Origin of the sequence: Neisseria sp. P0009.S008 (assembly GCF_051958615.1) — a bacterium.
In the GTDB taxonomy this organism is placed as follows: Bacteria; Pseudomonadota; Gammaproteobacteria; order Burkholderiales; family Neisseriaceae; genus Neisseria; species Neisseria subflava.
The window spans coordinates 32,510-54,534 of record NZ_JBQCVG010000002.1 but is presented as its reverse complement, the minus strand read 5'-3'; the positions used below and the strand labels follow the sequence as shown (position 1 = coordinate 54,534).

At 52.8% G+C, this 22,025-nt stretch carries 19 protein-coding genes and 1 riboswitch; of the genes, 3 read left to right on the top strand and 16 right to left on the bottom strand.

The genetic code is table 11. From position 1 onward, the window contains the following. Window positions 1-2: 2 nt before the first annotated feature. The 10 genes from ACTHSQ_RS02090 to gcvT form a co-directional block, all read right to left on the bottom strand. Window positions 3-1,691, bottom strand: coding sequence for a glutamine--tRNA ligase/YqeY domain fusion protein (locus ACTHSQ_RS02090; protein WP_440371196.1), 1,689 nt, complete (start codon window positions 1,689-1,691; stop codon window positions 3-5). 105 nt (window positions 1,692-1,796) lie between these two features. Beyond that, complete coding sequence (locus ACTHSQ_RS02085) at window positions 1,797-2,576, bottom strand: DeoR/GlpR family DNA-binding transcription regulator (RefSeq protein WP_440371195.1); 780 nt, start codon at window positions 2,574-2,576, stop codon at window positions 1,797-1,799. A gap of 72 nt (window positions 2,577-2,648) precedes the next feature. Further along, on the bottom strand, window positions 2,649-3,362 hold the full coding sequence (locus ACTHSQ_RS02080) for a GntR family transcriptional regulator (RefSeq protein ID WP_070589703.1): 714 nt from the start codon (window positions 3,360-3,362) through the stop codon (window positions 2,649-2,651). 261 nt (window positions 3,363-3,623) lie between these two features. Next, window positions 3,624-4,043: an OsmC family protein gene (locus tag ACTHSQ_RS02075; RefSeq protein WP_440371194.1), complete on the bottom strand. Its 420-nt coding sequence runs from the start codon at window positions 4,041-4,043 to the stop codon at window positions 3,624-3,626. Between the two features lie 111 nt (window positions 4,044-4,154). Continuing rightward, on the bottom strand, window positions 4,155-4,964 hold the full coding sequence (thiD, locus tag ACTHSQ_RS02070; protein ID WP_049348120.1) for a bifunctional hydroxymethylpyrimidine kinase/phosphomethylpyrimidine kinase: 810 nt from the start codon (window positions 4,962-4,964) through the stop codon (window positions 4,155-4,157). Between the two features lie 224 nt (window positions 4,965-5,188). Then, complete coding sequence (gene gcvP / locus ACTHSQ_RS02065) at window positions 5,189-8,041, bottom strand: aminomethyl-transferring glycine dehydrogenase (RefSeq protein ID WP_440371193.1); 2,853 nt, start codon at window positions 8,039-8,041, stop codon at window positions 5,189-5,191. 55 nt (window positions 8,042-8,096) lie between these two features. Then, complete coding sequence (locus ACTHSQ_RS02060) at window positions 8,097-8,648, bottom strand: DNA-3-methyladenine glycosylase I (protein ID WP_440371192.1); 552 nt, start codon at window positions 8,646-8,648, stop codon at window positions 8,097-8,099. A gap of 107 nt (window positions 8,649-8,755) precedes the next feature. Beyond that, complete coding sequence (gene gcvH, locus ACTHSQ_RS02055; RefSeq protein WP_036472705.1) at window positions 8,756-9,154, bottom strand: glycine cleavage system protein GcvH; 399 nt, start codon at window positions 9,152-9,154, stop codon at window positions 8,756-8,758. Between the two features lie 36 nt (window positions 9,155-9,190). After that, on the bottom strand, window positions 9,191-9,730 hold the full coding sequence (locus tag ACTHSQ_RS02050; RefSeq protein WP_152332595.1) for a hypothetical protein: 540 nt from the start codon (window positions 9,728-9,730) through the stop codon (window positions 9,191-9,193). Between the two features lie 147 nt (window positions 9,731-9,877). Next, window positions 9,878-10,978 (bottom strand): glycine cleavage system aminomethyltransferase GcvT, encoded by a 1,101-nt coding sequence (gcvT, locus tag ACTHSQ_RS02045; protein ID WP_440371191.1) that lies wholly within the window; start codon window positions 10,976-10,978, stop codon window positions 9,878-9,880. A gap of 210 nt (window positions 10,979-11,188) precedes the next feature. Next, window positions 11,189-11,286: riboswitch (glycine riboswitch) on the bottom strand. 206 nt (window positions 11,287-11,492) lie between these two features. Here gcvT and ubiB point away from each other — a divergent pair. After that, window positions 11,493-13,004: a ubiquinone biosynthesis regulatory protein kinase UbiB gene (gene ubiB, locus ACTHSQ_RS02040; protein ID WP_003684607.1), complete on the top strand. Its 1,512-nt coding sequence runs from the start codon at window positions 11,493-11,495 to the stop codon at window positions 13,002-13,004. 75 nt (window positions 13,005-13,079) lie between these two features. On the opposite strand, the gene ACTHSQ_RS02035 is transcribed toward ubiB, so the two are convergent. From ACTHSQ_RS02035 to ACTHSQ_RS02010, 6 genes are all read right to left on the bottom strand, one after another. Next, window positions 13,080-14,450: a chloride channel protein gene (locus ACTHSQ_RS02035; protein WP_440371190.1), complete on the bottom strand. Its 1,371-nt coding sequence runs from the start codon at window positions 14,448-14,450 to the stop codon at window positions 13,080-13,082. Between the two features lie 77 nt (window positions 14,451-14,527). Continuing rightward, on the bottom strand, window positions 14,528-15,748 hold the full coding sequence (argJ, locus tag ACTHSQ_RS02030; RefSeq protein ID WP_440371189.1) for a bifunctional glutamate N-acetyltransferase/amino-acid acetyltransferase ArgJ: 1,221 nt from the start codon (window positions 15,746-15,748) through the stop codon (window positions 14,528-14,530). 42 nt (window positions 15,749-15,790) lie between these two features. Next, window positions 15,791-16,489, bottom strand: a complete 699-nt coding sequence (locus tag ACTHSQ_RS02025) for an LrgB family protein (RefSeq protein WP_440371274.1) — start codon at window positions 16,487-16,489, stop codon at window positions 15,791-15,793. Then, window positions 16,489-16,833: a CidA/LrgA family protein gene (locus ACTHSQ_RS02020; protein ID WP_049328555.1), complete on the bottom strand. Its 345-nt coding sequence runs from the start codon at window positions 16,831-16,833 to the stop codon at window positions 16,489-16,491. Before ACTHSQ_RS02020 ends, ACTHSQ_RS02025 begins: the two co-directional genes overlap by 1 nt. A 185-nt stretch (window positions 16,834-17,018) precedes the next feature. Further along, window positions 17,019-17,765: a HesA/MoeB/ThiF family protein gene (locus ACTHSQ_RS02015; protein WP_440371273.1), complete on the bottom strand. Its 747-nt coding sequence runs from the start codon at window positions 17,763-17,765 to the stop codon at window positions 17,019-17,021. Window positions 17,766-17,814: 49 nt separating this feature from the next. Then, window positions 17,815-18,279 carry a cyclic pyranopterin monophosphate synthase MoaC gene (locus tag ACTHSQ_RS02010; RefSeq protein ID WP_049352038.1) on the bottom strand — a complete coding sequence of 155 codons (465 nt, stop codon included), beginning with the start codon at window positions 18,277-18,279 and terminating at the stop codon, window positions 17,815-17,817. 187 nt (window positions 18,280-18,466) lie between these two features. Here ACTHSQ_RS02010 and ppc point away from each other — a divergent pair, with 187 nt between their 5' ends. Continuing rightward, complete coding sequence (gene ppc, locus ACTHSQ_RS02005; RefSeq protein WP_440371188.1) at window positions 18,467-21,169, top strand: phosphoenolpyruvate carboxylase; 2,703 nt, start codon at window positions 18,467-18,469, stop codon at window positions 21,167-21,169. Between the two features lie 352 nt (window positions 21,170-21,521). Continuing rightward, window positions 21,522-21,911 carry a hypothetical protein gene (locus ACTHSQ_RS02000; RefSeq protein ID WP_440371187.1) on the top strand — a complete coding sequence of 130 codons (390 nt, stop codon included), beginning with the start codon at window positions 21,522-21,524 and terminating at the stop codon, window positions 21,909-21,911. Window positions 21,912-22,025 lie beyond the last annotated feature (114 nt).

The following is a 22,025-nucleotide window of genomic DNA, read 5'->3' as shown; positions in this document are numbered from 1 at the left end:
GATTACTTGGGCTGCCAAGAATCTTTCAGCGTGACCGTGCGGTTGAACACGGGTTGCCCGGGGCGGTGGTCTTTGCGGTCGGTCACGAAATAGCCCAGTCGCTCGAACTGCCAGCGGCTTTCGGCGGGCAGGTTTTTGGCTGCGGGTTCGGCGTAGGCGGTGATTTCTCTGGCCGATTCGGGGTTGAGGAAATCGGTAAACGGCAGGTATTCGCCGTCTTCGCCGCGCACGGCATCGGGACGCTCAACGGTAAAGAGGCGGTCGTACAGCCGCACGGTAACGGGCACGGCGTGTTCGGCTGAGAGCCAGTGAATCACGCCTTTCACTTTGCGGCCTTCGGGATTTTTGCCCAAGGTGTCGTAATCCAAGCTGCATTTGAGTTCGACGATGTTGCCGGCAGCGTCTTTCACCACTTCGTCGCACTTCATCACATAGCTGTGGCGCAGGCGCACTTCGCCGCCGGGCGTGAGGCGTTTCCAGCCTTTGGGCGGGTTTTCGCTGAAATCGTCGGCTTCGATGTAGAGCGTGGACGAAATCGGCAGTTCGCGGCTGCCCATGTCTTCGCGGTTCGGGTGATACGGCGCGATGCGGCTTTCGGTACGGGCGGCATCGTAGTTGGTAAGCGTTACTTTAATCGGATTCAACACGGCCATCATGCGCGGGGCGGAGTTTTCCAGCTCTTCGCGAATCGCGCCTTCCAACACGCTCATATCGACGATGTTTTCAGATTTGGAAATGCCGGCACGTTTGGCAAACAGGCGCAGGCCTTCGGGCGTGTAGCCGCGGCGGCGCATACCGGAAATGGTGGGCATCCGCGGATCGTCCCAGCCGGCAACGTGGCCGTCTGAAACCAGTTGGTTCAGCTTGCGTTTGGACGTGATGGAATACAAAAGCTCCAAACGTGAAAACTCGTATTGGCGCGGGCGGGTGGCGTGAGGCGCGGGGATGTTGTCCAACACCCAGTCGTACAGCGGGCGGTGGGCTTCAAATTCGAGCGTACACAAGGAATGCGTGATGCCTTCGATGGCATCGGAAATGCAGTGCGTGTAGTCGTACATCGGGTAGATGCACCATTTGTCGCCGGTGTTGTGGTGATGGGCGCGGCGGATGCGGTAGATGACGGGGTCGCGCATATTGATGTTGCCTGATGCCATGTCGATTTTCAGGCGCAGGGTTTTGCTGCCGTCGGGGAATTCGCCGTTTTTCATGCGCGTGAACAGGTCGAGGTTTTCTTCGATACTGCGGTCGCGGTAAGGGCTGTTTTTACCCGCTTCGGTCAGCGTGCCGCGGTATTCGCGCATTTCTTCGGGCGTCAAATCATCCACATACGCTTTGCCGTCTTTGATTAAGCCGACGGCGTAGTCGTAAAGCTGGTCGAAATAATTGGAAGCGAAACGCGGCTCGCCCGCCCAATGGAAACCGAGCCACTCGACATCTTCTTTGATGGCGTTGACGTATTCGTCGTTTTCTTTTTCGGGGTTGGTATCGTCGAAACGCAGGTTGCACAGGCCGTCGTAAATATACGCCAAACCGAAGTTCAGGCAGATGGATTTGGCGTGGCCGATGTGCAGATAGCCGTTGGGTTCGGGCGGGAAACGGGTTTGGATGGCTGTATGTTTACCGCTTTTGAGGTCTTCTTCGATAATGGTGCGGATGAAATGGTTGTCCGCGAATTGGTCTTTATTCAACATAATATTTCTTTGATGGGAAAATGATTTTCTGTTTTCAGACGGCCTGAGCATTCAATCAGGCCGTCTGAAAGGAATGGAATGATGGCTCAATTGTACCCGACTTGGCTACTTTGATACAGGGTCGGCAACCTGCCACGCCACGCCGCGCTCGTTTAGGGTTTTCTGCATGGCGGCGGATGGTGGGCGGTTGGTAAACAGCTTATCGAATGCACCGATATCGCCCAGTCTGACCAAGGCATTGCTGTTGAATTTGCTGTGATCGACGCCAAGATAGCGCACGCGGGCATTGTTCACCATCGCCTGCATCACGCTGACTTCCTTGTAATCGTCATCCAAAAGCGAGCCGTCGTTTTCTATGCCGTGGGTACTCATGATGGCATAGTCGACTTTGAATTGGTTGATGAAATCGACGGTCGCCACGCCGGTAATACCACCGTCCAAGGGGCGGACCACCCCGGAAGCGATGATGACCGTGTAGTCGGTACGTGCCGCAGTGATGGAGGCGGCGTAAATATTGTTGGTGATAATCCGCAGGTTTTTACGCTGTCTGACCAACTCGGCGGCAACGGCTTCCATGGTGGTGCCGATGCTGATAAACAGCGAGGCATTGTCGGGAATGGTGGAAGCAATCAGTCGGGCAATGGCGTTTTTTTCCTGCTGCTGATGGTTGCGCCGCTCCTGCCCTGCCGTTACAACTGAAACGTCGCCCAAAGATGCGCCGCCGTGATAGCGTTTGAGCTGTCCGGTCTCGCTTAACTCTTGCACATCGCGGCGTATGGTTTGTGGCGTCACATCCAAATTTGCCGCCAATTCTTCCACCGTCATAAAGTTATGTTCGCGGACAAGGGTGAGGATATGTTCGTGTCTTTGGATTTTGGGTTTCATGGTGTTTCGTTTTATAGGGATAAACCAATGGCCGTCTGAATATTTCAGACGGCCTTGTTATTGTCAAACCGATTACATCTCGAGTTTCTGTTCCAAGCGTTCCATACACGCACCCAAGTGGCGGCGCATGACTTTGGTCACACGGTTGCGCTTGCCTGCCAGCAACAAATCGAGGATTTCTCGGTGTTCATGGTGCGAATTGGAATCGATGTTGCGCTTTTCTTTGCGAAGCGGATCGGAAACGGCCACAATCAATGAAGAGCGCGCGCACAAGGTATTCATGATTTCAAACAAGACATTATTATCCAACAGCCGCGCCAATTCGACATGGAAGGCATTGGACAGGCGGTTCCAACCCACGCGGTCGCCGCTTTCGGAGGCTGCGCCCTCTTGCTCAATCATGGCGTAAAGCGGTTGCAGACGCGTTTCCAAATCAGGCATATCGATGAGGACGCTCAAAATCATGCTTTCCATTTCGATACGCGTGTTGAACACGTCTTTCATTTCTTTCAAGTCCGGCACATGGACAAATGCGCCGCGGTTGGGCTGCAAATCGACGATTTTGTCGTGCGCTAAAAGCGACAATGCGCCACGCACGGTATTGCGCGAGCAAACCATTTGTCGGCAAAGCTCAGACTCGGTCAGTTTTTTGCCCGGCAACAGCAGATGGTCGGTAATGCCGTCCAAAATCAATGCGTACACGCGGAAGAGTTCGGAATCATGACGCTCTTCCAAAATAAGCGATGAAGTTGCAGGCGCAACGTTGGTATTATTTTCGTAATCCATAATGTTTCCCCAGTATCCGTATTAAGGCGCAAGCGTTTACAAACCAGCATCTTCCGAGGTTGTTTAAAATATAATTAAAAATTGTTGACAATGTTAAACGAAACTTGCACAATGAGATCAACAAGCCAAGTTATAAAGGCTGATAGAGAGAGAAGAAAAAGGAATAAAAAGCAAGCAGATATATTCATGTTAATGCGTGAATATATCTGCTTTTTTTGTGGGCAGCCGTTTCACGCTCCGGCTTTTTCCTTGAAAACCGCCCTATTCTGCTTCGACGATTTCGAAGCTGTGGCTCATTTTTGCCGCTTTGCCCAGCATAATCGATGCGGAGCAATATTTTTCGGCGGACATCTGTACGGCGCGTTCAATCGCGCTTTCTTGTAAATTCCGACCATACACTTTGAAGTGGATATGAATTTCGGTAAACACGCGCGGCGCGGTGTCGGCGCGTTTGGCAGTCACTTCGGCACGGCAGTCGGTGATTTTTTGGCGTTGTTTCTCGGCAATCATCACGACATCAATGCTGGAGCAGCCTGCTACACCCAACAGCAGCATTTCCATCGGGCTGGGGCCGCATTTGACTTCGCCTTCAGCCGCCGCGCCTTCCATTACGACGCTGTGTCCGTTTGCCGTCGTGCCGACGAAGCACATTCCGTCTATCCATTTTGAGGTAACTTGCATGGTGTCTTTTTTATCCGTAAAAGCATTAATCCGATATTGTAAACAATTTCAAGTGATAAACCTAGTCAGGCCGTCTGAAAAATACAATCAATTACAATCGGACTAAACGCATCATTCGTCCCGATACGCCCAATGATTGACCGGCCCGTGCCCTGCCCCGATGCCCAAAGGATGGGAAATGGCGGCGGCAATATAGTTTTTTGCCGTTTGAACCGCCTCAGGCACGCTAAACCCTTTTGCCAACTCGGCAGTAATACAGGCGGAAAACGTGCAGCCCGTGCCATGCGTATGCGGCGTTGGGAAACGTTTGCTGTTCAGCTCGATGGTCTCGTATGGCGTAAACAGCCAGTCGGTGCAATATTCGCTTTGGCTGTCGGCAAGATGGCCGCCCTTAATCACCACATTTTTCACACCCCAATCCTGAAGAGTTTTGGCGGCGCGTTCCGCATCTTGGCGGTTTTCAATATTGATACCCGTCAATGCCTGCGCTTCGGGCAGATTGGGGGTCAATACGTCCGTATGCGGCAACAGCAGGCGTTTCATGGCTTCGACGGCTGAATTTTCCAACAACGGCGCACCGCCTTTAGCAATCATGACCGGATCCAATACGCGTTTACCGAAGTCGCATTCGGCGGTTTGTTCCGCCACGCATTCGATGATTTCCGCCGTACCCAGCATGCCGATTTTATAAGCGCGGATTTGAAAATCCTCCTGAATCGCGGCAATTTGCGCGGCAATTATGTCGGTCGGTATCGGATGCACTGCCGATACGCCCAAAGTATTTTGTGCGGTAACCGCTGTCAGTACGCTGGTACCGAACACGCCGCGCATCTGAAACGTCTTCAAATCCGCCTGTATGCCCGCGCCGCCTCCGGAATCTGAGCCGGCAATCGTCAGCGTTTGAATAAAAAGTTCGTCCATCGTATTCTCCTGTTTTTCAGACGGCCTTTTGCTTATCGTTATGGAAAGCCGTTTGGTTTTATCCGCAAGCAAAGGCATTCGCCGTCTATCTTTCCGAATGCCTTATCTGTTGTTTTGCCAAAAACAAATATATGTTCTCGGGCGAAATATCTTAACAAACAAAAGGCCGTCTGAAAACTATTTTCATTTTCAGACGGCCTGTTCAATTTTAAACCTATTCAGGCTTAATCTTCGTATGCGTCAATCGGCAAGCAGGAGCAAATCAGATTGCGGTCGCCATACACTTCATCTACCCGTTTCACGCTCGGCCAGAATTTGTGTTCGCGGACAAACGGCAATGGGAAGACGGCTTCTTCGCGGGAGTAAGGATGCGTCCATTCGCCGGTTACGTCTGATGCAGTGTGCGGAGCGTTGACCAGCGGATTGTCTTCTTTTGGCCATTCGCCGCGCTCGACTTTCAGCACTTCCTGTTTGATTTGTTTCAGGGCGGCGATGAAGCGGTCGAGTTCGGCTTTGCTTTCGCTCTCGGTCGGCTCAATCATCAGCGTACCGGCAACAGGGAAGGAAACCGTCGGCGCGTGGAAGCCGTAGTCCATCAGGCGTTTGGCGATGTCGGTTTCGGTGATGCCGCTTTCGGCTTTAAGCGGACGCAAATCGACGATACATTCGTGCGCGACACGGCCGTTTTTGCCTGTATACAGAATCGGATAGTCTTCGCTCAGACGTTTTGCAACGTAGTTGGCGTTGAGCAATGCCCAGCGTGTCGCCTGCTCCATGCCTTGTTTGCCCATCATGGTCAGGTACATCCAAGTAATCGGCAGGATGGACGCAGAACCATATGCTGCGGCAGCCACGGCAGTTTGATCGGCACTGGCATTGTGCATATCAGTCACCACATGGCCTGGTGCGAACGGAGCCAAATGGGCCTTCAAGCCAATCGGACCTATGCCCGGGCCGCCGCCGCCGTGAGGGATACAGAAGGTTTTGTGCAGGTTCATGTGCAACACGTCCGCACCGACTTCGGCAGGCTGCATGATGCCGATTTGGGCGTTGAGGTTGGCGCCGTCCATGTAAACCTGTCCGCCGTTTTCGTGAATAATGCGGCAGATGTCGCGGATGCCTTCTTCGTACACGCCGTGGGTGGACGGATAGGTAATCATGATGGCGGACAATGCGTCGCGGTGTTGCTCGGCTTTGGCTTTTAAATCGTCAATGTTGACGTTGCCGTGTTCGTCAGTGTCGACAACGACGACTTTCAAGCCCAGCATGGCCGCAGTCGCAGGGTTGGTACCGTGGGCTGATTTTGGAATCAGACAGATGTTGCGGTGTCCCTCGCCATTGGCTTCTTGGTAACGGCGTATGGAGAGCATACCGCTGTATTCGCCCTGTGCGCCGGAGTTGGGCTGGAAGGAAATCGCGTCAAAGCCGGTGATGGCTTTCAGGCTGTTTTCCATATCGGCGAGCAATTCGCGGTAGCCGGCGGTTTGCGCTTCGGGAGCGTAAGGGTGGATGTCGGTGAACTCAGCCCAAGTAATCGGCAGCATTTCCGCAGTCGCGTTGAGTTTCATGGTGCAGCTGCCCAATGAAATCATGCTGCGGTTCATCGCCAAATCGCGGTCTTCGAGTTTTTTCAGGTAGCGCAACATTTCGTGTTCGGTGTGGTAACTGTTGAACACAGGATGTTGCAGAATGTCGTCCTGACGCAGCAATTCGGCGTTCAGACGGCCTTTGACATCATCGGCAAATGTGAACGTATCTTTGCCGGTAAACGCGCGGTACAAATCGACCAAATCTTCGTATGCCGACGTTTCATGGAACGCAGCCGCAACTTGAGTGTCGTTGACGCGGCGCAGGTTGTAACCCGACTCCAAAGCAGCGGCAAATACTTGGTCTGCTTTCTCTTTGCTGCCGAAATCAACGGTAACGGTATCGAAGAAGACTTTGTGAACCACATTCAGGCCGTCTGAAACCAGCGCATCGGCAAAGGCGGAAGCCAGCGCGTGAATGCGGTTGGCAATGCGTTTCACGCCTTCAGGGCCGTGGTAAACGGCGTACATACCTGCCAAGTTCGCCAGCAATGCCTGTGCGGTACAAATATTGGATGTCGCTTTTTCGCGGCGGATGTGTTGCTCACGGGTGGACAAAGCCATACGCAAGGCAGGTTTACCCGATGCGTCTTTGGATACGCCGATAATGCGGCCCGGAGCGGAACGTTTGAACTCGTCTTTAAACGCGAAATAAGCAGCGTGCGGACCACCGAATCCCATCGGCACACCGAAGCGTTGGGTGTTGCCCAAAGCAATATCTGCGCCCAATTCAGCCGGAGACTTCAGCAAGACCAAGCTCATGATGTCGGCGGCAACGGCCACGATTGTGCCTTTTGCTTTCAGACGGCCGATAACGTCCTGCAGGTCTTGCACGTCGCCGTCTTTGCCGACGTATTGGAGCAGCGCGCCGAAGTATTCGCCTTCATCCGCTTGGGCAAAATCACCGACCACCAGTTCAAAGCCGAAATATTTGGCGCGGGTTTTCATCACGTCCAAAGTTTGCGGATACACGCGCGCATCCACAAAGAAACGCTCGGTTTTCACTTTGCCCACGCGGTGCGCCATCGCCATCGCTTCAGCGGCGGCAGTTGCCTCGTCCAACAAAGACGCGCCTGCCACAGGGAAACCGGTCAAATCGATACACACTTGTTGGAAGTTCAACAAAGCTTCCAAACGACCTTGGGCAATTTCCGCTTGATACGGGGTGTAGGCGGTGTACCAACCAGGGTTTTCCAATACGTTGCGCAAAATCACGTTCGGCACGCGTGTCGGGTAATAGCCCAAGCCGATATAGGACTTGTTGATCACGTTTTTCGCCGCAATGGCTTTCAGCTTCGCCAAAGCGTCCGCCTCGGTCAGGGCTGCGGGCAGGTCGAGTTCGGACGGCATACGGATGCTTTGCGGCACGGTGTTGCCGACAAAATCGTCCATACTCTTCTCGCCGAGCGCCTCCAAAAGCGCAGCCTCGTCGCCGAAACTCAAATGGCGCGCGGCAAATTCGTTCGGGTTGAACAATTCAGATAGTTTCATTTCTACTCCTTCGGTGTTATCGATATAAACACTGTTTTTTCTTGCAGATGTTGTTTCAGACGGCCTCCGCCCACTTTGGACGACATGCCAATATTTCCCTATAAACCGGACAGGTTGCCACATGCGCGCCGGGCAGGTAGCCGGTACTCATCAGAAATTCGCCGACGATTTCGCCACCGACAAATTTGAAATGTTTTTTAAACAGCTTCACCCATTCAGTCTTGTCGAGCGGATGGTGAGTATCCAGCCAGTTTTTGAATGAGCCGTATTCTTGCTGTATTTGTCTGATTTGTCGCGCGTTATAAATGGCTGCGTTGATTTTCAGGCGGTTGCGGACGATGCCTGCATCGGCAAGCAGTCGCTCAATATTGGCTTCGTCAAATGCAGCAACCGTATCGATGTCAAAACCTTTAAATGCCGTCTGAAATGCCTGCTGCTTCTTCAGCATCAGCGTCCAGCTTAATCCTGCCTGATTGATTTCCAACACCAGCCGCTCAAACAATTCATTGTCGTCCTCAATCGGAAAACCGTATTGCGTGTCGTGATAATGTTTGTTGGGATTGTCCGTATCATCAGGAAGCGTGTCGACAAATTCGCAGTAATTCATGTTTGCTGAGGAAAAATTGAAACAAAGGCCGTCTGAAAGCATTTTTCAGACGACCTAAGACCTGCAATATCAAACAGATGAAAAACCTGTTTGGATGTTTGCAAAAATCAAGCTACTTCGCCTGCGTATTGTTCGGCAGTCAGCAGACCGTCGTAATCGGCAGGGTTGGCAGGCTTGATTTTGAAGAACCAGCCTGCGCCGTAAGGGTCGCTGTTGGCAGTTTCCGGAGCGCTTGGCAAATCTTCGTTGACGGCGACGACTTCGCCTGCAATCGGCGCATACACGTCGGACGCGGCTTTTACAGATTCAACCACACCGGCTTGCTCTTCGGCAACCAGGTTTGCGCCGACTTCAGGCAGCTCGACAAACACGATGTCGCCCAACAGCTCTTGCGCGTGATGGGTAATGCCGACGGTGATGGTGCCGTCTTCTTCAAGGCGCAGCCATTCGTGGCTGGCAACGTATTTCAGTTCTGCTGGGATGTTGCTCATGGTTTGATACTCCATTGATAGGGGGTTATTTTCGGACGGCATCTGCTCAGCTTAGCGTGCGCAGATACCTCGTGCGATTAATTCTTCCAAGCGTCCGTAATGGACGGCAATCATATTGTTTTTATCTTGTTCCAATTTTTGCTTTTGGGCGGAAGGAAGTTTAGGGGAAGCAGAATAATCCAAATATGCTTCATTTATCTTGCGCTTGTTACTTGCCATTACGCCGCTTGCGCGGAATACAACGATTCCTTGTTTGGAACTCATATTGTCTGCAACGGCAACCTTCAGGCCTTTGCTGCGGTAATCTGCACAAATGCCTGTAACAGCCGATACTTTATCCACTTCAACTGTTCCTGCATAACGGCTGAACGCAAACAGGGTAAATGATTTCGCTTGCGACAATGATTTCAGGTCGGCAGCACGGCTTCTACCCTTATTATCTTGCACGGCAATACTCAAATCATCATTCATGCGGATAATATCAAGAGCATATTCCCCATCTATCATCACCTCGCTGGCAATCTTTCCATTGCCGCCAACGGTTTTCATAAATGTTGTAGTACGGGATTTTCCCTCTGTATCGAAAAACATCAATCCGCGCTCGCCGGCAGACGAAGCGCAAGCCGATAACATCAATAACAACAATAAACTGCCAAAGGTTGCTTTCATAGGAAACAACAATTCCTTAAAACCTGCTTTCAGACGACCCTTAACAAATAAAGGCCGTCTGAACCGATATTAATCAAATTGTTTTTGACCGTTGCGGACAAACGGCAGCTTCAGTACGCGTACGTCCACTTCTTTGCCGCGCATCAGCACTTTGGCGGTATCGCCGTCAAAGTCTTTCGGTACGCGTGCAATGGCGATGGATTGTTTCAGGCTGGGCGAGAATACGCCGCTGGTGGTTTCGCCTTGGCCTTTGTCGGTTAACACTTCCATATGCGCGCGTAGGATGCCGCCTTTTTCGAGCAACAAGCCGACCTGTTTGACGGCAACGCCTTTTTCTTTCAATGCCAACAAGGCGGCTTTACCGACGAAATCGCGGCTTTCGTCTTTCAAGTCAACCGTCCAACCCATGCCTGCTTCGAGCGGGCTGGTGTCGTCGTCCATATCGTTGCCGTAGAGGTTCATACCGGCTTCCATGCGCAGGGTGTCGCGTGCGCCAAGGCCGCAAGGTTGTACGCCTGCTGCTTGCAGGGCTTTGAAGAATGCGACGGCTTCGGTGTCGGGCAGGATGACTTCAACGCCGTCTTCGCCGGTGTAGCCGGTGCGGGCGACAAACCAGTCGTTGCCCAAATCCGCGCCTTGGAACGGTTTGAGGTTGTGGACGACATCCGCCCATTCAGGTTTGACGGTCAGGAGTTTTTCGATGGATTTAGGGCCTTGTACGGCAAGCATACCGAGGTCGTAGCGCGGGTTGAAGGCGACGCCGAATTCTTGTCCGACTTTGTGGAACTGGGCGGTATCTTTTTCACGGGTCGCGCCGTTGGACACGATGCGGTATTGGGTTTCGGCTTCGTTGGTACGGTAAACGATCAAGTCGTCAATCACGCCGCCGTTGTCGTTGAGCAGCGCGGAATAAAGGGCTTTGCCGACGAAAGCGAGTTTGGCAACGTCGTTGGCAATCAATTTGCGGAAAAAGGCTTTGGCGTTCGCTCCGGCGACGTCGGTAACGAGCATGTGGGATACGTCGAACATACCTGCGTCGGTGCGCACGGCTTCGTGTTCGGCGATTTGTGAACCATAATGGATGGGCAGCTCCCAGCCAGCAAAATCTACCAGCTTCGCGCCTGCATCTTGATGGGCTTGATGAAATGGGGTGGTTTTCAGAGCAGTCATTCTCAAATTTCTCCGGATTTTTTGTTCAGATGCCGCCCGCGCACCTATGCGCGGATGACCCTATCTGTCCTTGAACCTGAGATTTTCGGCCGTATCCGCATGATGGCAAACCAGTCTGCTCACTGCTTTGCGCGGTTGTCTGAATGGTGGTCCAGACGGCCTTCTCCCCTTCGGTGGACGTTATTCCAACGCCGCTCTCCAGATTGTTTGTTTCAATGTGCAGTCCCTGATACCTGAGCGATTTAAGGGTGTCTGCGCCTTCGGTGGTTACATTGTAGTTGGATGTAACACTCTCCTGCACATTTCCCGATTATGTCTTGAATCGGCGGTTTGGGCAAGTAGCCGACGAATATTTATGATGTGAATATTCGTCTTTTTATTGAGGCGGCAAAACCTTAGCCTTTATAAAATTGTTAGCCATGCGGCAAATGTTTTTGCAAAAGTCTCAGGCCGTCTGAAGCCCTTACCCGTTTTTCCTATATAATTCTGTTTTTTCGATTTATCTGCGTCCATCATGAACCGCCTCAAACGCATTAAAACCATCCTCTGCACGCTCTACCGCTACCGCCTTGCCGAGCTGATTGCCTCGCTGGTCCGTCCGGGTTGGGCGCGGACTTTCCTCAATATGCTGCCGCAGTCGTCCAAGTTCAAACACGAGACGCCTGCCGTGCGCCTGCGTTTGGCGTTGGAAAGTCTGGGGCCGATTTTCATCAAATTCGGACAGGTATTGTCCACGCGTCCCGATTTGATTCCGCACGATTACGCGGTCGAACTGGCAAGGCTGCAAGACAAAGTGCCGCCGTTTGACGCGCAGCTTTCACGCTCGCAAATCGAAAAATCTTTGGGCCAATCCATCGACACTTTATACGCGGAATTTGAAACCGAGCCTGTCGCCAGCGCGTCCATCGCCCAAGTACACAAAGCCCGCCTGCATTCTGGCGAACAGGTCGCAGTGAAAGTCTTGCGCCCCAATCTTCTGCCCGTTATCGAACAGGATTTGTCTCTGATGCGCTTTGGTGCAGGCTGGGTGGAACGTTTGTTTTCAGACGGCAAGCGTTTGAAGCCGCGCGAAGTGGTGGCCGAATTTGACAAATACCTGCACGACGAGTTGGACTTGATGCGCGAAGCCGCCAATGCCAGCCAGCTTGGCCGAAATTTTCAAAACAGCGATATGCTGATTGTGCCTAAGGTGTTTTACGATTACTGCACCAGAGACGTGCTGACTATCGAATGGATGGACGGCACGCCGGTATCGGACATCGCCAAACTCAAAGCCGACGGCATCGATTTGCACAAACTCGCCGATTACGGCGTGGAAATCTTCTTCACGCAAGTTTTCCGCGACGGCTTTTTCCATGCGGATATGCACCCCGGCAATATTCTGGTCGCCGCCGACAACCGCTACATCGCCCTCGATTTCGGCATCGTCGGCACGCTGACCGATTACGACAAACGCTATCTCGCCATCAACTTCCTCGCCTTCTTCAACCGCGATTACCACCGCGTCGCCACCGCCCACATCGAATCGGGCTGGGTGCCTGCCGACACGCGTGCGGAAGAATTGGAAGCTGCTGTCCGCGCCGTGTGCGAGCCTGTGTTCAACAAACCGATTTCGCAGATTTCCTTCGGCTTGGTGCTGATGCGCCTGTTTGAAGTCAGCCGCCGCTTCAATGTCGAAATCCAACCGCAGCTGGTATTGCTGCAAAAAACGCTGCTCAACATCGAAGGCTTGGGTCGCCAGCTCGATCCCGATTTGGACTTGTGGAAAACCGCCAAACCGTTTTTGGTGCGCTGGATGAACGAACAGGTCGGCCCCAAAGCCCTTTGGCGCAACCTCAAAAACGAAGCTCCCGATTGGGCGCAAATCATCCCTTCCCTGCCGCGCAAAATCAGTGCGCTGATTGATGAAAACCGCCAGCAGGAAATGCGCGATGCCTATGTTCACTTGGTCAAAGTACAGCAACGCCAAAGCCTGTGGCTGGGTGTGATTGCGGTTGTTTTGCTGCTGATTTTGCTGTTTAAGTAAACTGTAATACAGCTTTAAACGACATAATAAAGGCCGCCTGAAATCTGATTTTCAGACGGCCTTTTATATACCGACCTATTCTTTTTTCTCGTGCTGAACATGTCCGCTTTCGGCTTCAATATGCCGTCTGAAGCGCAAACCTGCGGCATGGTAAAACGGATGCGGCGAGAATTGGCGCGAGACTTGCGAAGCGAAGATGCAAGTCAGCAACATCCAAAACAGTAAATTCTGTCCGCCCGTCATTTCCATGACCACCACGGCGGCGGTCAACGGCGATTGGGTCGCGGCGGCAAGGAATGCGGCCATGCAAAGCAAAACCGCGACATTGGACGCGTCGCCCAGTTGCGCGAAAGAAGCCATGTGTTCGCCTATCATCGCGCCGATGGTTAAAGACGGCGTGAAGATGCCGCCGGGAATGCCTGCCCAATAGCTGAACACGGTTGCCGCCCATTTTGCGACTGCCAAGCCGAACGGCGCTTCATACGCGCCTTTTAGTGCGGCTGCGGCTTCGTGATAGCCCGTACCATAGGTTTTACCTTGATAAAACGTACCGAGCAGCGCGAGCAAGATACCCATTACAAAGGCGACCACCAACAAATGACGGCGGATGAAACTGCGCCAGCGTACCGGTGCGAATGCCGCCGCGCCACGATACAAAAAGCTACTGAACAATCCGCCAGCCACGCCGCAGACGATGCCCGACACCGCCGCCCACATCAGCATGTTTGGCAGCTCATGCCCTTGAAAACCTGAGAAATACGGGTTGTTGCCCTGTATCGCCACTTGAATGAAACCGGCCGCCAACACTCCCATCAGGATTTGGCGTTCCCAACGCAAAAGCACGCCGCGCCCCAATTCTTCGATGGCAAACACCACGCCGGCCAAAGGCGCGTTAAATGCCGCCGCCAAACCGCCGGCCGCACCTGCGGCAATCAAATCGTTTTCCTGCATACCCCTAAACGCCAGCCCGTGCTTTTTACACCACGCGCCCCAAGCGTTCATCACCGCCGCACCCACTTGCACAGACGGCCCTTCCCTGCCGACAGACGCGCCCAACAGCATGGCGCAAAACGTCAGCGGAATTTTGAAAAAGGTTTCGCCCAAACGAATCAAACGGGTTTTCTGCGCGCCATAAGGCAAAGACAATGAAGCGATGACCTGCGGAATACCGCTGCCGGAAGTGTACGGCGCAAATTTGCGCGTAAACCACGCCAAAAGCGGCAAACCCAGCGGCAAAGCCACCCACGCAAACCACGGATATTTCCCCACCAGCAAAGCGTTCCATTCCAAAGCCAAATCCGCCAAGTACGCAAACATCAAAGCCGTCAGGGCAACCAGTGCCGATCCTGCCAACAAAAACAGAAGGGCAATGCTCTTTTTCGACAAGCGTTTGGTTTGGCGGATTTTGTGGGCAAGGCGCGCCGCCCAAGTCTGGGGAAATTTCATAATAAACACGCAGTCAATGTGTTCAGACGGCCTTGATACTTTTCTCAAAGGCCGTCTGAACACAAGGATAAAGGTTTTTAAGAACGGTAATCCGCGTTAATCGACACATATTCGTGCGACAAATCGCAGGTATAGACAGCCGCCGTCGTATCACCGTGTTGCAAATCGATGCGGACGGTGATTTCCGGACGGTTCATCACCGCTTGTCCTGCTTCTTCGGTATAGCTTTCCGCGCGGCCGCCGTTTTCGGCAACCAACACGTCATCCAGCCACATTTTCAAAGCATCGACATCCAAGTCTTCAATACCGGCATAGCCGACGGCTGCCAACAGACGGCCCAAGTTCGGGTCGGAGGCAAAGAAAGCGGTTTTCACTAAAGGCGAATGGGCAACGGCATAAGCCACTTTGCGCGCCTCTTCGCGGTTTTTCGCATTTTGCACTTCAACCGTGATGAACTTGGTCGCACCCTCGCCATCACGGACAATCGCCTGCGCCAATTCCAAAGCCAGCGAACCGAGCAAGGCTTTGAGCTGCGCATAGCGCGGATCGGCGGTATTGTCGATTTCGCTCTGACCGCAACGGCCTGTCGCCATAATCACGAAGCTGTCGTTGGTGCTGGTATCGCCGTCCACGGTAATCGTATTGAAACTTTCGTCTGCGATTTCTTGCGTCATCAGTTGCAAAATCGGTTGGGACACTTTGGCATCAGTGGCAATAAACGACAACATGGTCGCCATGTTCGGATGAATCATGCCCGAGCCTTTGGCGATGCCGGTAGCGCGGACTGTGTGTTTTTCGCCGACCAAGCCTGTGCGTGAAGTGGCTTTCGGTACAGTATCCGTCGTCATGATGGCACGCGCCGCGTCCGACCAGAATGCAGGACGTACTTGCGGCAAGGCGGCCACGATTTTATCCACAGGCAGAGGCTCCAAAATCACGCCGGTCGAAAACGGCATAATCTGATTGGATTGGCAGCCGACCTGTTCCGCCGCCGCCGCGCACACTTTGATCGCGTCCAGACGGCCTTGTGCGCCGGTACCCGCATTGGCATTGCCCGTATTGATGACTAAGGCACACACGCCGTCTTGGTCAAACAGATGCGACTTGGCGATATGCACCGGCGCGGCGCAGAAACGGTTTTGCGTAAACACCGCGCCCACCGTATGTCCGCCGCCCAACACCATCAGTGTCAAATCGTCGCGGTCTTGTTGTTTGATGCCGGCACGACCTGTAAACAGACGGATGCCGTCGATTTCCAACAATTCGTCTGCACGTTTTTCAGTCAAATTTACAGCCATATCATTTTCTCCTGTTTACACTATTTTCAGACGGCCCAAACGCTATACGCCCAATAAGGGAATCAAGATAGGCACCAATATCGCCGTCAACACTCCGTTGAGCGTCAAGCCCAAGCCGGCATATGCGGCCATACGGCGACCGTATTCCAAAGAAGCCGCAATACCCATCGCATGCGAGGCTGTCCCCAAAGACATTCCCACTGAAGAAGGCATATACAACGCCCCTTTCAACACTTTATATCCGGCCATCTGTCCAAAAAGTCCGGCAATAATCACCGTTGCCGCCGTAATCGCCGGAATACCGCCGATAGACGCCGTGATTTCAATCGCAATCGGGTTGGTCACGGATTTGGAAGCCAGCGACAAAATCACTTCATGCGAAGCACCTAACCATTTGGCAAAATACACGCCCGTAACAATGCCTGTCACGCTGCCCGCCAACTGCGACAACACCACCGGCAACCACTGGCTGCGGATACGGTCCCAATTTCGATAAAGCGGCACGGCCAGCAACACGACTGCCGGTTTCAACCAAAAATCAATAAAGCGCGAAGCAGAATGATACAGCTCGTAATCGATGGCAAATACCTTCAAATACCCCATCAACACCAGCGTACTGATCAATACCGGATTACACAGCACATTCCCCGTGCGCGTCCGAATCTGCACCGCCAAAGCATATACGGCCAAAGTCAGGAACAGCATGACCGAGGGCATGCGCAACAGCCCGTCTATATTCATCACATCCGCCTCCTGACCCACTCATGCACTTTGCCGGTCACCAACAATACGCAGATCGTACTGCCGATTGTGGCCGTCAAAATCGAAAACCAGTCGTTTGCAATCACATCCAAATAGCTGATGACGGCCACGCAAGGCGGCACCAAAAACAAAGTCAGGTTTGCCATCAAAATGTCTGCCAGTTCGCCCACCCAAGACAATTTGACCCAGCCCGCCTGAAGCGCGGCAAACAGCAAAGCCATGCCGACAATACTGCCCGGCAGCTTCAACCCCAAAATCCAAACGGTTGCCTCGCCCAAAGCCAGGCAACCCAATACCACCAATAAGGCACGAATAATATTCATTAAGCCGGTTTCTCCTTATCCTTTTTCAGACGGCCTCAAAAAATTTATTAATCATTGAATCATATCGTGCCACAGGCCGTCTGAAAAGGGAAGAAACGCCTTCCTTCAAGTTTAATGAAAGATAAGTATGATTACTCTAGCGGATTGGCTTAGGAATGTTGAAACCCCTACCCTGCTTTTTGTCTTTAACGGCCACTGCAAACCGGGCATTCGGGATTGTGTCTCACCCCGTATTGCTGCCATTTTCCGCTCAACGCGTTGTAGGTAGAAAGTTTGCCGTGCGACGGCGTACCGATACCGATCAGCACTTTAAGCGCTTCGGCGGCTTGGGTCGTTCCGATAACGCCGACCAATGGCGAAAAAACGCCGAACAATGCACAAGCGCCGTCGCTGGCTTGTTCGCCATCAAACAGGCAGGCATAGCAGGGCGTATCGGGAAGATCGGGACGGTACACGGCGATTTGTCCGTCAAAGCCGACGGCCGCTGCGGAAACCAAAGGCGTGCGCGTGGCAACGGAGGCGCGGTTAACTGCTTGGCGTGTGGGATAATTGTCGGAACAATCAAGGATGATGTCGGCGGCGTTTGCCAATTCGACAAGCCTGGCCTCATCAAGAAATTCGGCAATAGCTGTAATGTGTGTTTGGCTATTGATCTGTTTCAGACGGCCTTGCATGACCAAAGCCTTGTTTTTACCGATGTCGGCTTCGGTAAACGTGATTTGGCGTTGAAGGTTGGTCTCGTCGATGGTATCGGCATCGGCAATCGTCAGGCTGCCGATACCGGCGGCGGCAAGATACGGCAAGGCCGCCGCACCCAGCCCGCCGCAACCGACAACAAGCACATGGGCGGACAAGAGTTTTTCTTGGCCTTCGATACCGATTTCGTCAAGCAAGATATGGCGGCTGAACCGCAAGAGTTGTTGATCGTTCATCATAATAATAAGGCCGGCTGAAACCCAATGTTCAGACGGCCTGAATGGTTTAGAAATTAATATTTTCGTATGCGTTGTCAAACAAGAAAGGACGGCCTTCGCTGCTGGTTTCGGATTCTAGGCGGATGCCGCTGAGCATCATATTGCGGTCAACGTCTTTCATCATGTCGTAAACGCTCAAGAGCGCCAAATTGAGGCCGGCCAGGGCTTCGGTGGCAATGCTGCCGTTGCTGTGCGCTTGGACGGTCAGCGTGGCCTTCAGGCAGGCCAACTCAACGTTAATATCGAAATCAACCTGCACGCCGATGATGCGGCCGGGCAGGTGTAGCGGAATCAGGTTGGCGGTCTGTTTGATGCTCTGAATGGCGGCAACGCGGGCAATGGTCAGGATACTTGCCTTTTCGGTGGCATTCTCTATCAACACCCTTATCGCCTGCTGGCTCATGTTGATAGTGCCGACGGCGACGGCGGTGTGTTGCTCAGGAAAATCGGGTTGGTTGGGAAATTCAATCATGGGTTTCTCGCCTCTGTTTTGATGGGCAATATTTTACGGCATTTTACAGACAGCGACCACGCGGCGGATACAGACGGCCGTTTTCCGGTTTGAAATGTATCGGGTGTTACCATTGGCAGTTTATAAAAATCTGCTATACAATGGATTCACGATACACCCAAATTAACATTTAAATAAGAGAAAAATCATGCAACTGCATATCTTGAATAATCCAAAAGATGCCGCTCTGGCAGCGGATGCGGAATTTTTAAAACAGTCTCTTTTCAATCTGCTGCATGAGGAAGCGTCGCCTTTGGTGGTCGAAACCGTTAAGCTATTATCGACCTCAGACGACAGCGCTGCCTTGATTGAGAAGGTGTTGCCGCAATTGGACGAACAACAAACCCACGATTTAACCTTGGCCTGCGGCCTGTTCGCGCAGATTTTGAACATCGCCGAAGACGTACACCACGAACGCCGCCGCCAAATCCACGAAGAGGCCGGACACAACAGTGCCGAAGGCAGCCTGACGGAAACCGTGCGCAAGCTCAAAGCCGGAAAAGTCAACGGCAAAGCGGTGCAACAACAACTGGACAACACGGTCGTTACCGCCGTTTTGACCGCGCACCCGACCGAAGTGCAACGCCAAACCGTCTTGAGCTTCAACCGCCGTATCCGCACGCTGCTGCCGCAACGCGAACGCTGCACCAACCCCGAAGCGCTGGCTCAGTTGCGCCGCGAAATCGACACTGTCCTTTTGGGCCTGTGGCAGACCAGCGAAACGCGCCGCCACAAACTTAGCGTCAACGACGAAATCAACAATGGTGTATCCATCTTCCCAATGAGCTTCTTTGAAGCCCTGCCTAAACTCTACCGCACAATGGAACGCGATTTTCAGACGGCCTATCCCGGTGTCCGCGTTCCGAATATCCTTAAAATCGGCGGCTGGATCGGCGGCGACCGTGACGGCAATCCGTTCGTTTCTGCCGAAACCTTGCGTTTTGCGTTCAGACGGCATGCCGATGCAGTGTTCCGCTTCTATCGTGGCGAACTCGACAAACTCTACCGCGAATTGCCGCTCTCCATCCGCCGCGTCAAAGTCAACGACGACGTGATGGCACTGGCCGCCCTCTCGCCTGACGAAGAAATCGCCCGCACCGAAGAACCCTACCGCCGCGCCATCGCCTACATCATGGCACGCGCCATGGGCAAAGCACGCTCACTCGGTTTGGGCATGGGCTGCAAATTCGGCTTCCTCGAGCCTTATGCCACGGTCGAAGAGTTCCTCAACGACCTGAAAAAACTGCAACGCTCGCTCCACGAAAACGGCAGCCAACTGCTGGCGGAAGGCCGTCTGGCCAATATTATCCGCAGCGTATCCGTGTTCGGCTTCCACATGATGCCGCTCGACCTGCGCCAACACGCAGGCAAACACGCCGATGTGGTTGCCGAGCTTTTCCAACATGCAGGCTTGGAAGACTACAACAGCCTGAACGAAGAGCAAAAACAAACCGCCTTATTGCGCGAATTGAGCCATCAACGTCCGCTGTACAGCCCGTTCATCACATACAGCGACCATACCCGCCACGAATTGGCAATTTTCAACGAAGCGCGCAAAATCAAAGACGAATTCGGTGAAGATGCCGTTACACAAAGCATTATTTCCAACTGCGAACAACCCAGCGACCTGCTCGCCTTGGCATTGCTGCTGAAAGAAAGCGGCCTGTTGGTGGTTGAAAACGGCAAACCGCACAGCCGCATCAATATCGTGCCTCTGTTTGAAACCATCGAAGCACTCGAAAACGCCTGTCCGGTCATGGAAACCATGTTCCGCCTCGACTGGTATGATGCCCTGCTCGAAAGCCGAGGCAACATCCAAGAAATCATGCTCGGCTACTCCGACTCCAACAAAGACGGCGGCTACGTTACCAGCTCATGGTGTCTGTATCAGGCCGAATTGGGCTTGGTCGAACTCTTCAAAAAATACGATGTCCGCATGCGCCTGTTCCACGGCCGCGGCGGCAGCGTAGGTCGCGGCGGCGGCCCATCTTACCAAGCCATCTTGGCGCAACCTGCAGGCAGCGTTGCCGGACAAATCCGTATTACCGAGCAAGGCGAAGTCATTACCGCCAAATACGCCGACCCGGGCAATGCCCAACGCAACTTGGAAACCTTGGTTGCCGCAACTTTGGAAGCCAGCATCCTGCCGGACAAAAAAGACCCTGATGCCAAACTGATGCAGGATTTGTCGGACGTATCGTTCAAATACTACCGCGAACTGATTACCCATCCCGACTTCATCGACTACTTCCTGCAAACCAGCCCGATTCAGGAAATCGCCACCCTCAACCTCGGCAGCCGTCCCGCCAGCCGCAAAACCTTGGCGCGGATTCAGGACTTGCGCGCGATTCCGTGGGTATTCTCATGGATGCAAAACCGCCTCATGCTGCCGGCTTGGTACGGTTTCGGCAGCGCAGTGGAAACCTTGTGCGAAGACAATCCCGACACACTGGCCGCCCTACGAGAACATGCCCAAAGCAATCCGTTCTTCCAAGCCATGCTCTCCAATATGGAACAGGTGATGGCAAAAACCGACATCACCTTGGCGGAAAACTATGCCGGCTTGAGCGAATCGCCCGATAAAGCAAAAGTCATCTTCGGCATGATCAAGGAAGAATACCAACGCAGCCGCAAAGCACTGCTCGACCTGCTGCAAACCGAAGAGCTCCTGCGCGACAACCGCAGCCTCGCCCGTTCGCTTGCCTTGAGGATTCCATACCTAAACGCCCTCAACGGCCTGCAAGTCGCCATGCTCAAACGCCTGCGCAAAGAGCCCGACAATCCGCACGCGCTGCTGATGGTCCACCTGACCATCAACGGCGTAGCGCAAGGTTTGCGTAATACCGGTTAAGGCAACACGGAAAAAAGGCCGTCTGAAACAGTTTTCAGACGACCTTTAAACTAATTGCGAACCGCAGCAAAGGTTTTACCTGTAAACCCCATAATGTTTCCCAACCTGCTTGCCACTCTTCCCCCCTATTCATTAAGCTTATCCTGTATTTCGGACTATTGCGGGCAAAAGCAGATAATCCACTGTCAAATCAAAGTGTTCATTTAAGTATAGCAACTGCTTCAGCATGGTGGATGGTCGGCCTACTGACGTACCTTACCGCGGCACTACCCCATACGCCGCACAATACGCTTTCAGACAATCCTGAGGCCGTCTGAAAACAAAAACATCTTACGCCAAGGCAACTATCATTATGTTTGACATTGTATTTATCTTGTTATTCGGCAGGCTTCAACCCCACAAAATACCCGATTCATCCGACACGCCCGTCCCTTTTGGGCATTCGGCGGCAGGATCGGCTTTAATTTATTTATGCATACGCATAGGGACAATCATCCTTCATGATTCGATTTCCGGAGCTATTGACAACCTCCCCCTCATTCTGTTTCAAACAATCTGCATGTTCGGCTGTCTGGTTTTGTATTTTAAAATGTTGCGTACCGCATCCGACCCGAAATACCGTCAGATGATTTATTGGGTACTGGGCATTCTTTCAGGTTTGATCTTAAGCCTCCTGTCCGAAAAATTGTTTTATTTAACGGCTTTATTCATTTACTCATTCTTCGGAGACACAATAAGCTGAATGCCTGCCCCTCTTTTTCAGACGGCCTTTTATCATAAGAACACACCAGCATTGCGGCTGTGTTGAGTACCTCCACAATATGCTATAATCCGCCGTTAAACTTTTATCTTTTCA

What these genes read in the sequence shown, in the direction of transcription:
- ACTHSQ_RS02090 (WP_440371196.1), bottom strand. Translation starts at nt 1,691, where the DNA reads ATGTTGAATAAAGACCAATTCGCGGACAACCATTTCATCCGCACCATT.
- ACTHSQ_RS02085 (WP_440371195.1), bottom strand. Translation starts at nt 2,576, where the DNA reads ATGAAACCCAAAATCCAAAGACACGAACATATCCTCACCCTTGTCCGC.
- ACTHSQ_RS02080 (WP_070589703.1), bottom strand. Translation starts at nt 3,362, where the DNA reads ATGGATTACGAAAATAATACCAACGTTGCGCCTGCAACTTCATCGCTT.
- ACTHSQ_RS02075 (WP_440371194.1), bottom strand. Translation starts at nt 4,043, where the DNA reads ATGCAAGTTACCTCAAAATGGATAGACGGAATGTGCTTCGTCGGCACG.
- thiD (WP_049348120.1), bottom strand. Translation starts at nt 4,964, where the DNA reads ATGGACGAACTTTTTATTCAAACGCTGACGATTGCCGGCTCAGATTCC.
- gcvP (WP_440371193.1), bottom strand. Translation starts at nt 8,041, where the DNA reads ATGAAACTATCTGAATTGTTCAACCCGAACGAATTTGCCGCGCGCCAT.
- ACTHSQ_RS02060 (WP_440371192.1), bottom strand. Translation starts at nt 8,648, where the DNA reads ATGAATTACTGCGAATTTGTCGACACGCTTCCTGATGATACGGACAAT.
- gcvH (WP_036472705.1), bottom strand. Translation starts at nt 9,154, where the DNA reads ATGGAGTATCAAACCATGAGCAACATCCCAGCAGAACTGAAATACGTT.
- ACTHSQ_RS02050 (WP_152332595.1), bottom strand. Translation starts at nt 9,730, where the DNA reads ATGTTTTTCGATACAGAGGGAAAATCCCGTACTACAACATTTATGAAA.
- gcvT (WP_440371191.1), bottom strand. Translation starts at nt 10,978, where the DNA reads ATGACTGCTCTGAAAACCACCCCATTTCATCAAGCCCATCAAGATGCA.
- ubiB (WP_003684607.1), top strand. Translation starts at nt 11,493, where the DNA reads ATGAACCGCCTCAAACGCATTAAAACCATCCTCTGCACGCTCTACCGC.
- ACTHSQ_RS02035 (WP_440371190.1), bottom strand. Translation starts at nt 14,450, where the DNA reads ATGAAATTTCCCCAGACTTGGGCGGCGCGCCTTGCCCACAAAATCCGC.
- argJ (WP_440371189.1), bottom strand. Translation starts at nt 15,748, where the DNA reads ATGGCTGTAAATTTGACTGAAAAACGTGCAGACGAATTGTTGGAAATC.
- ACTHSQ_RS02025 (WP_440371274.1), bottom strand. Translation starts at nt 16,489, where the DNA reads ATGAATATAGACGGGCTGTTGCGCATGCCCTCGGTCATGCTGTTCCTG.
- ACTHSQ_RS02020 (WP_049328555.1), bottom strand. Translation starts at nt 16,833, where the DNA reads ATGAATATTATTCGTGCCTTATTGGTGGTATTGGGTTGCCTGGCTTTG.
- ACTHSQ_RS02015 (WP_440371273.1), bottom strand. Translation starts at nt 17,765, where the DNA reads ATGAACGATCAACAACTCTTGCGGTTCAGCCGCCATATCTTGCTTGAC.
- ACTHSQ_RS02010 (WP_049352038.1), bottom strand. Translation starts at nt 18,279, where the DNA reads ATGATTGAATTTCCCAACCAACCCGATTTTCCTGAGCAACACACCGCC.
- ppc (WP_440371188.1), top strand. Translation starts at nt 18,467, where the DNA reads ATGCAACTGCATATCTTGAATAATCCAAAAGATGCCGCTCTGGCAGCG.
- ACTHSQ_RS02000 (WP_440371187.1), top strand. Translation starts at nt 21,522, where the DNA reads ATGTTTGACATTGTATTTATCTTGTTATTCGGCAGGCTTCAACCCCAC.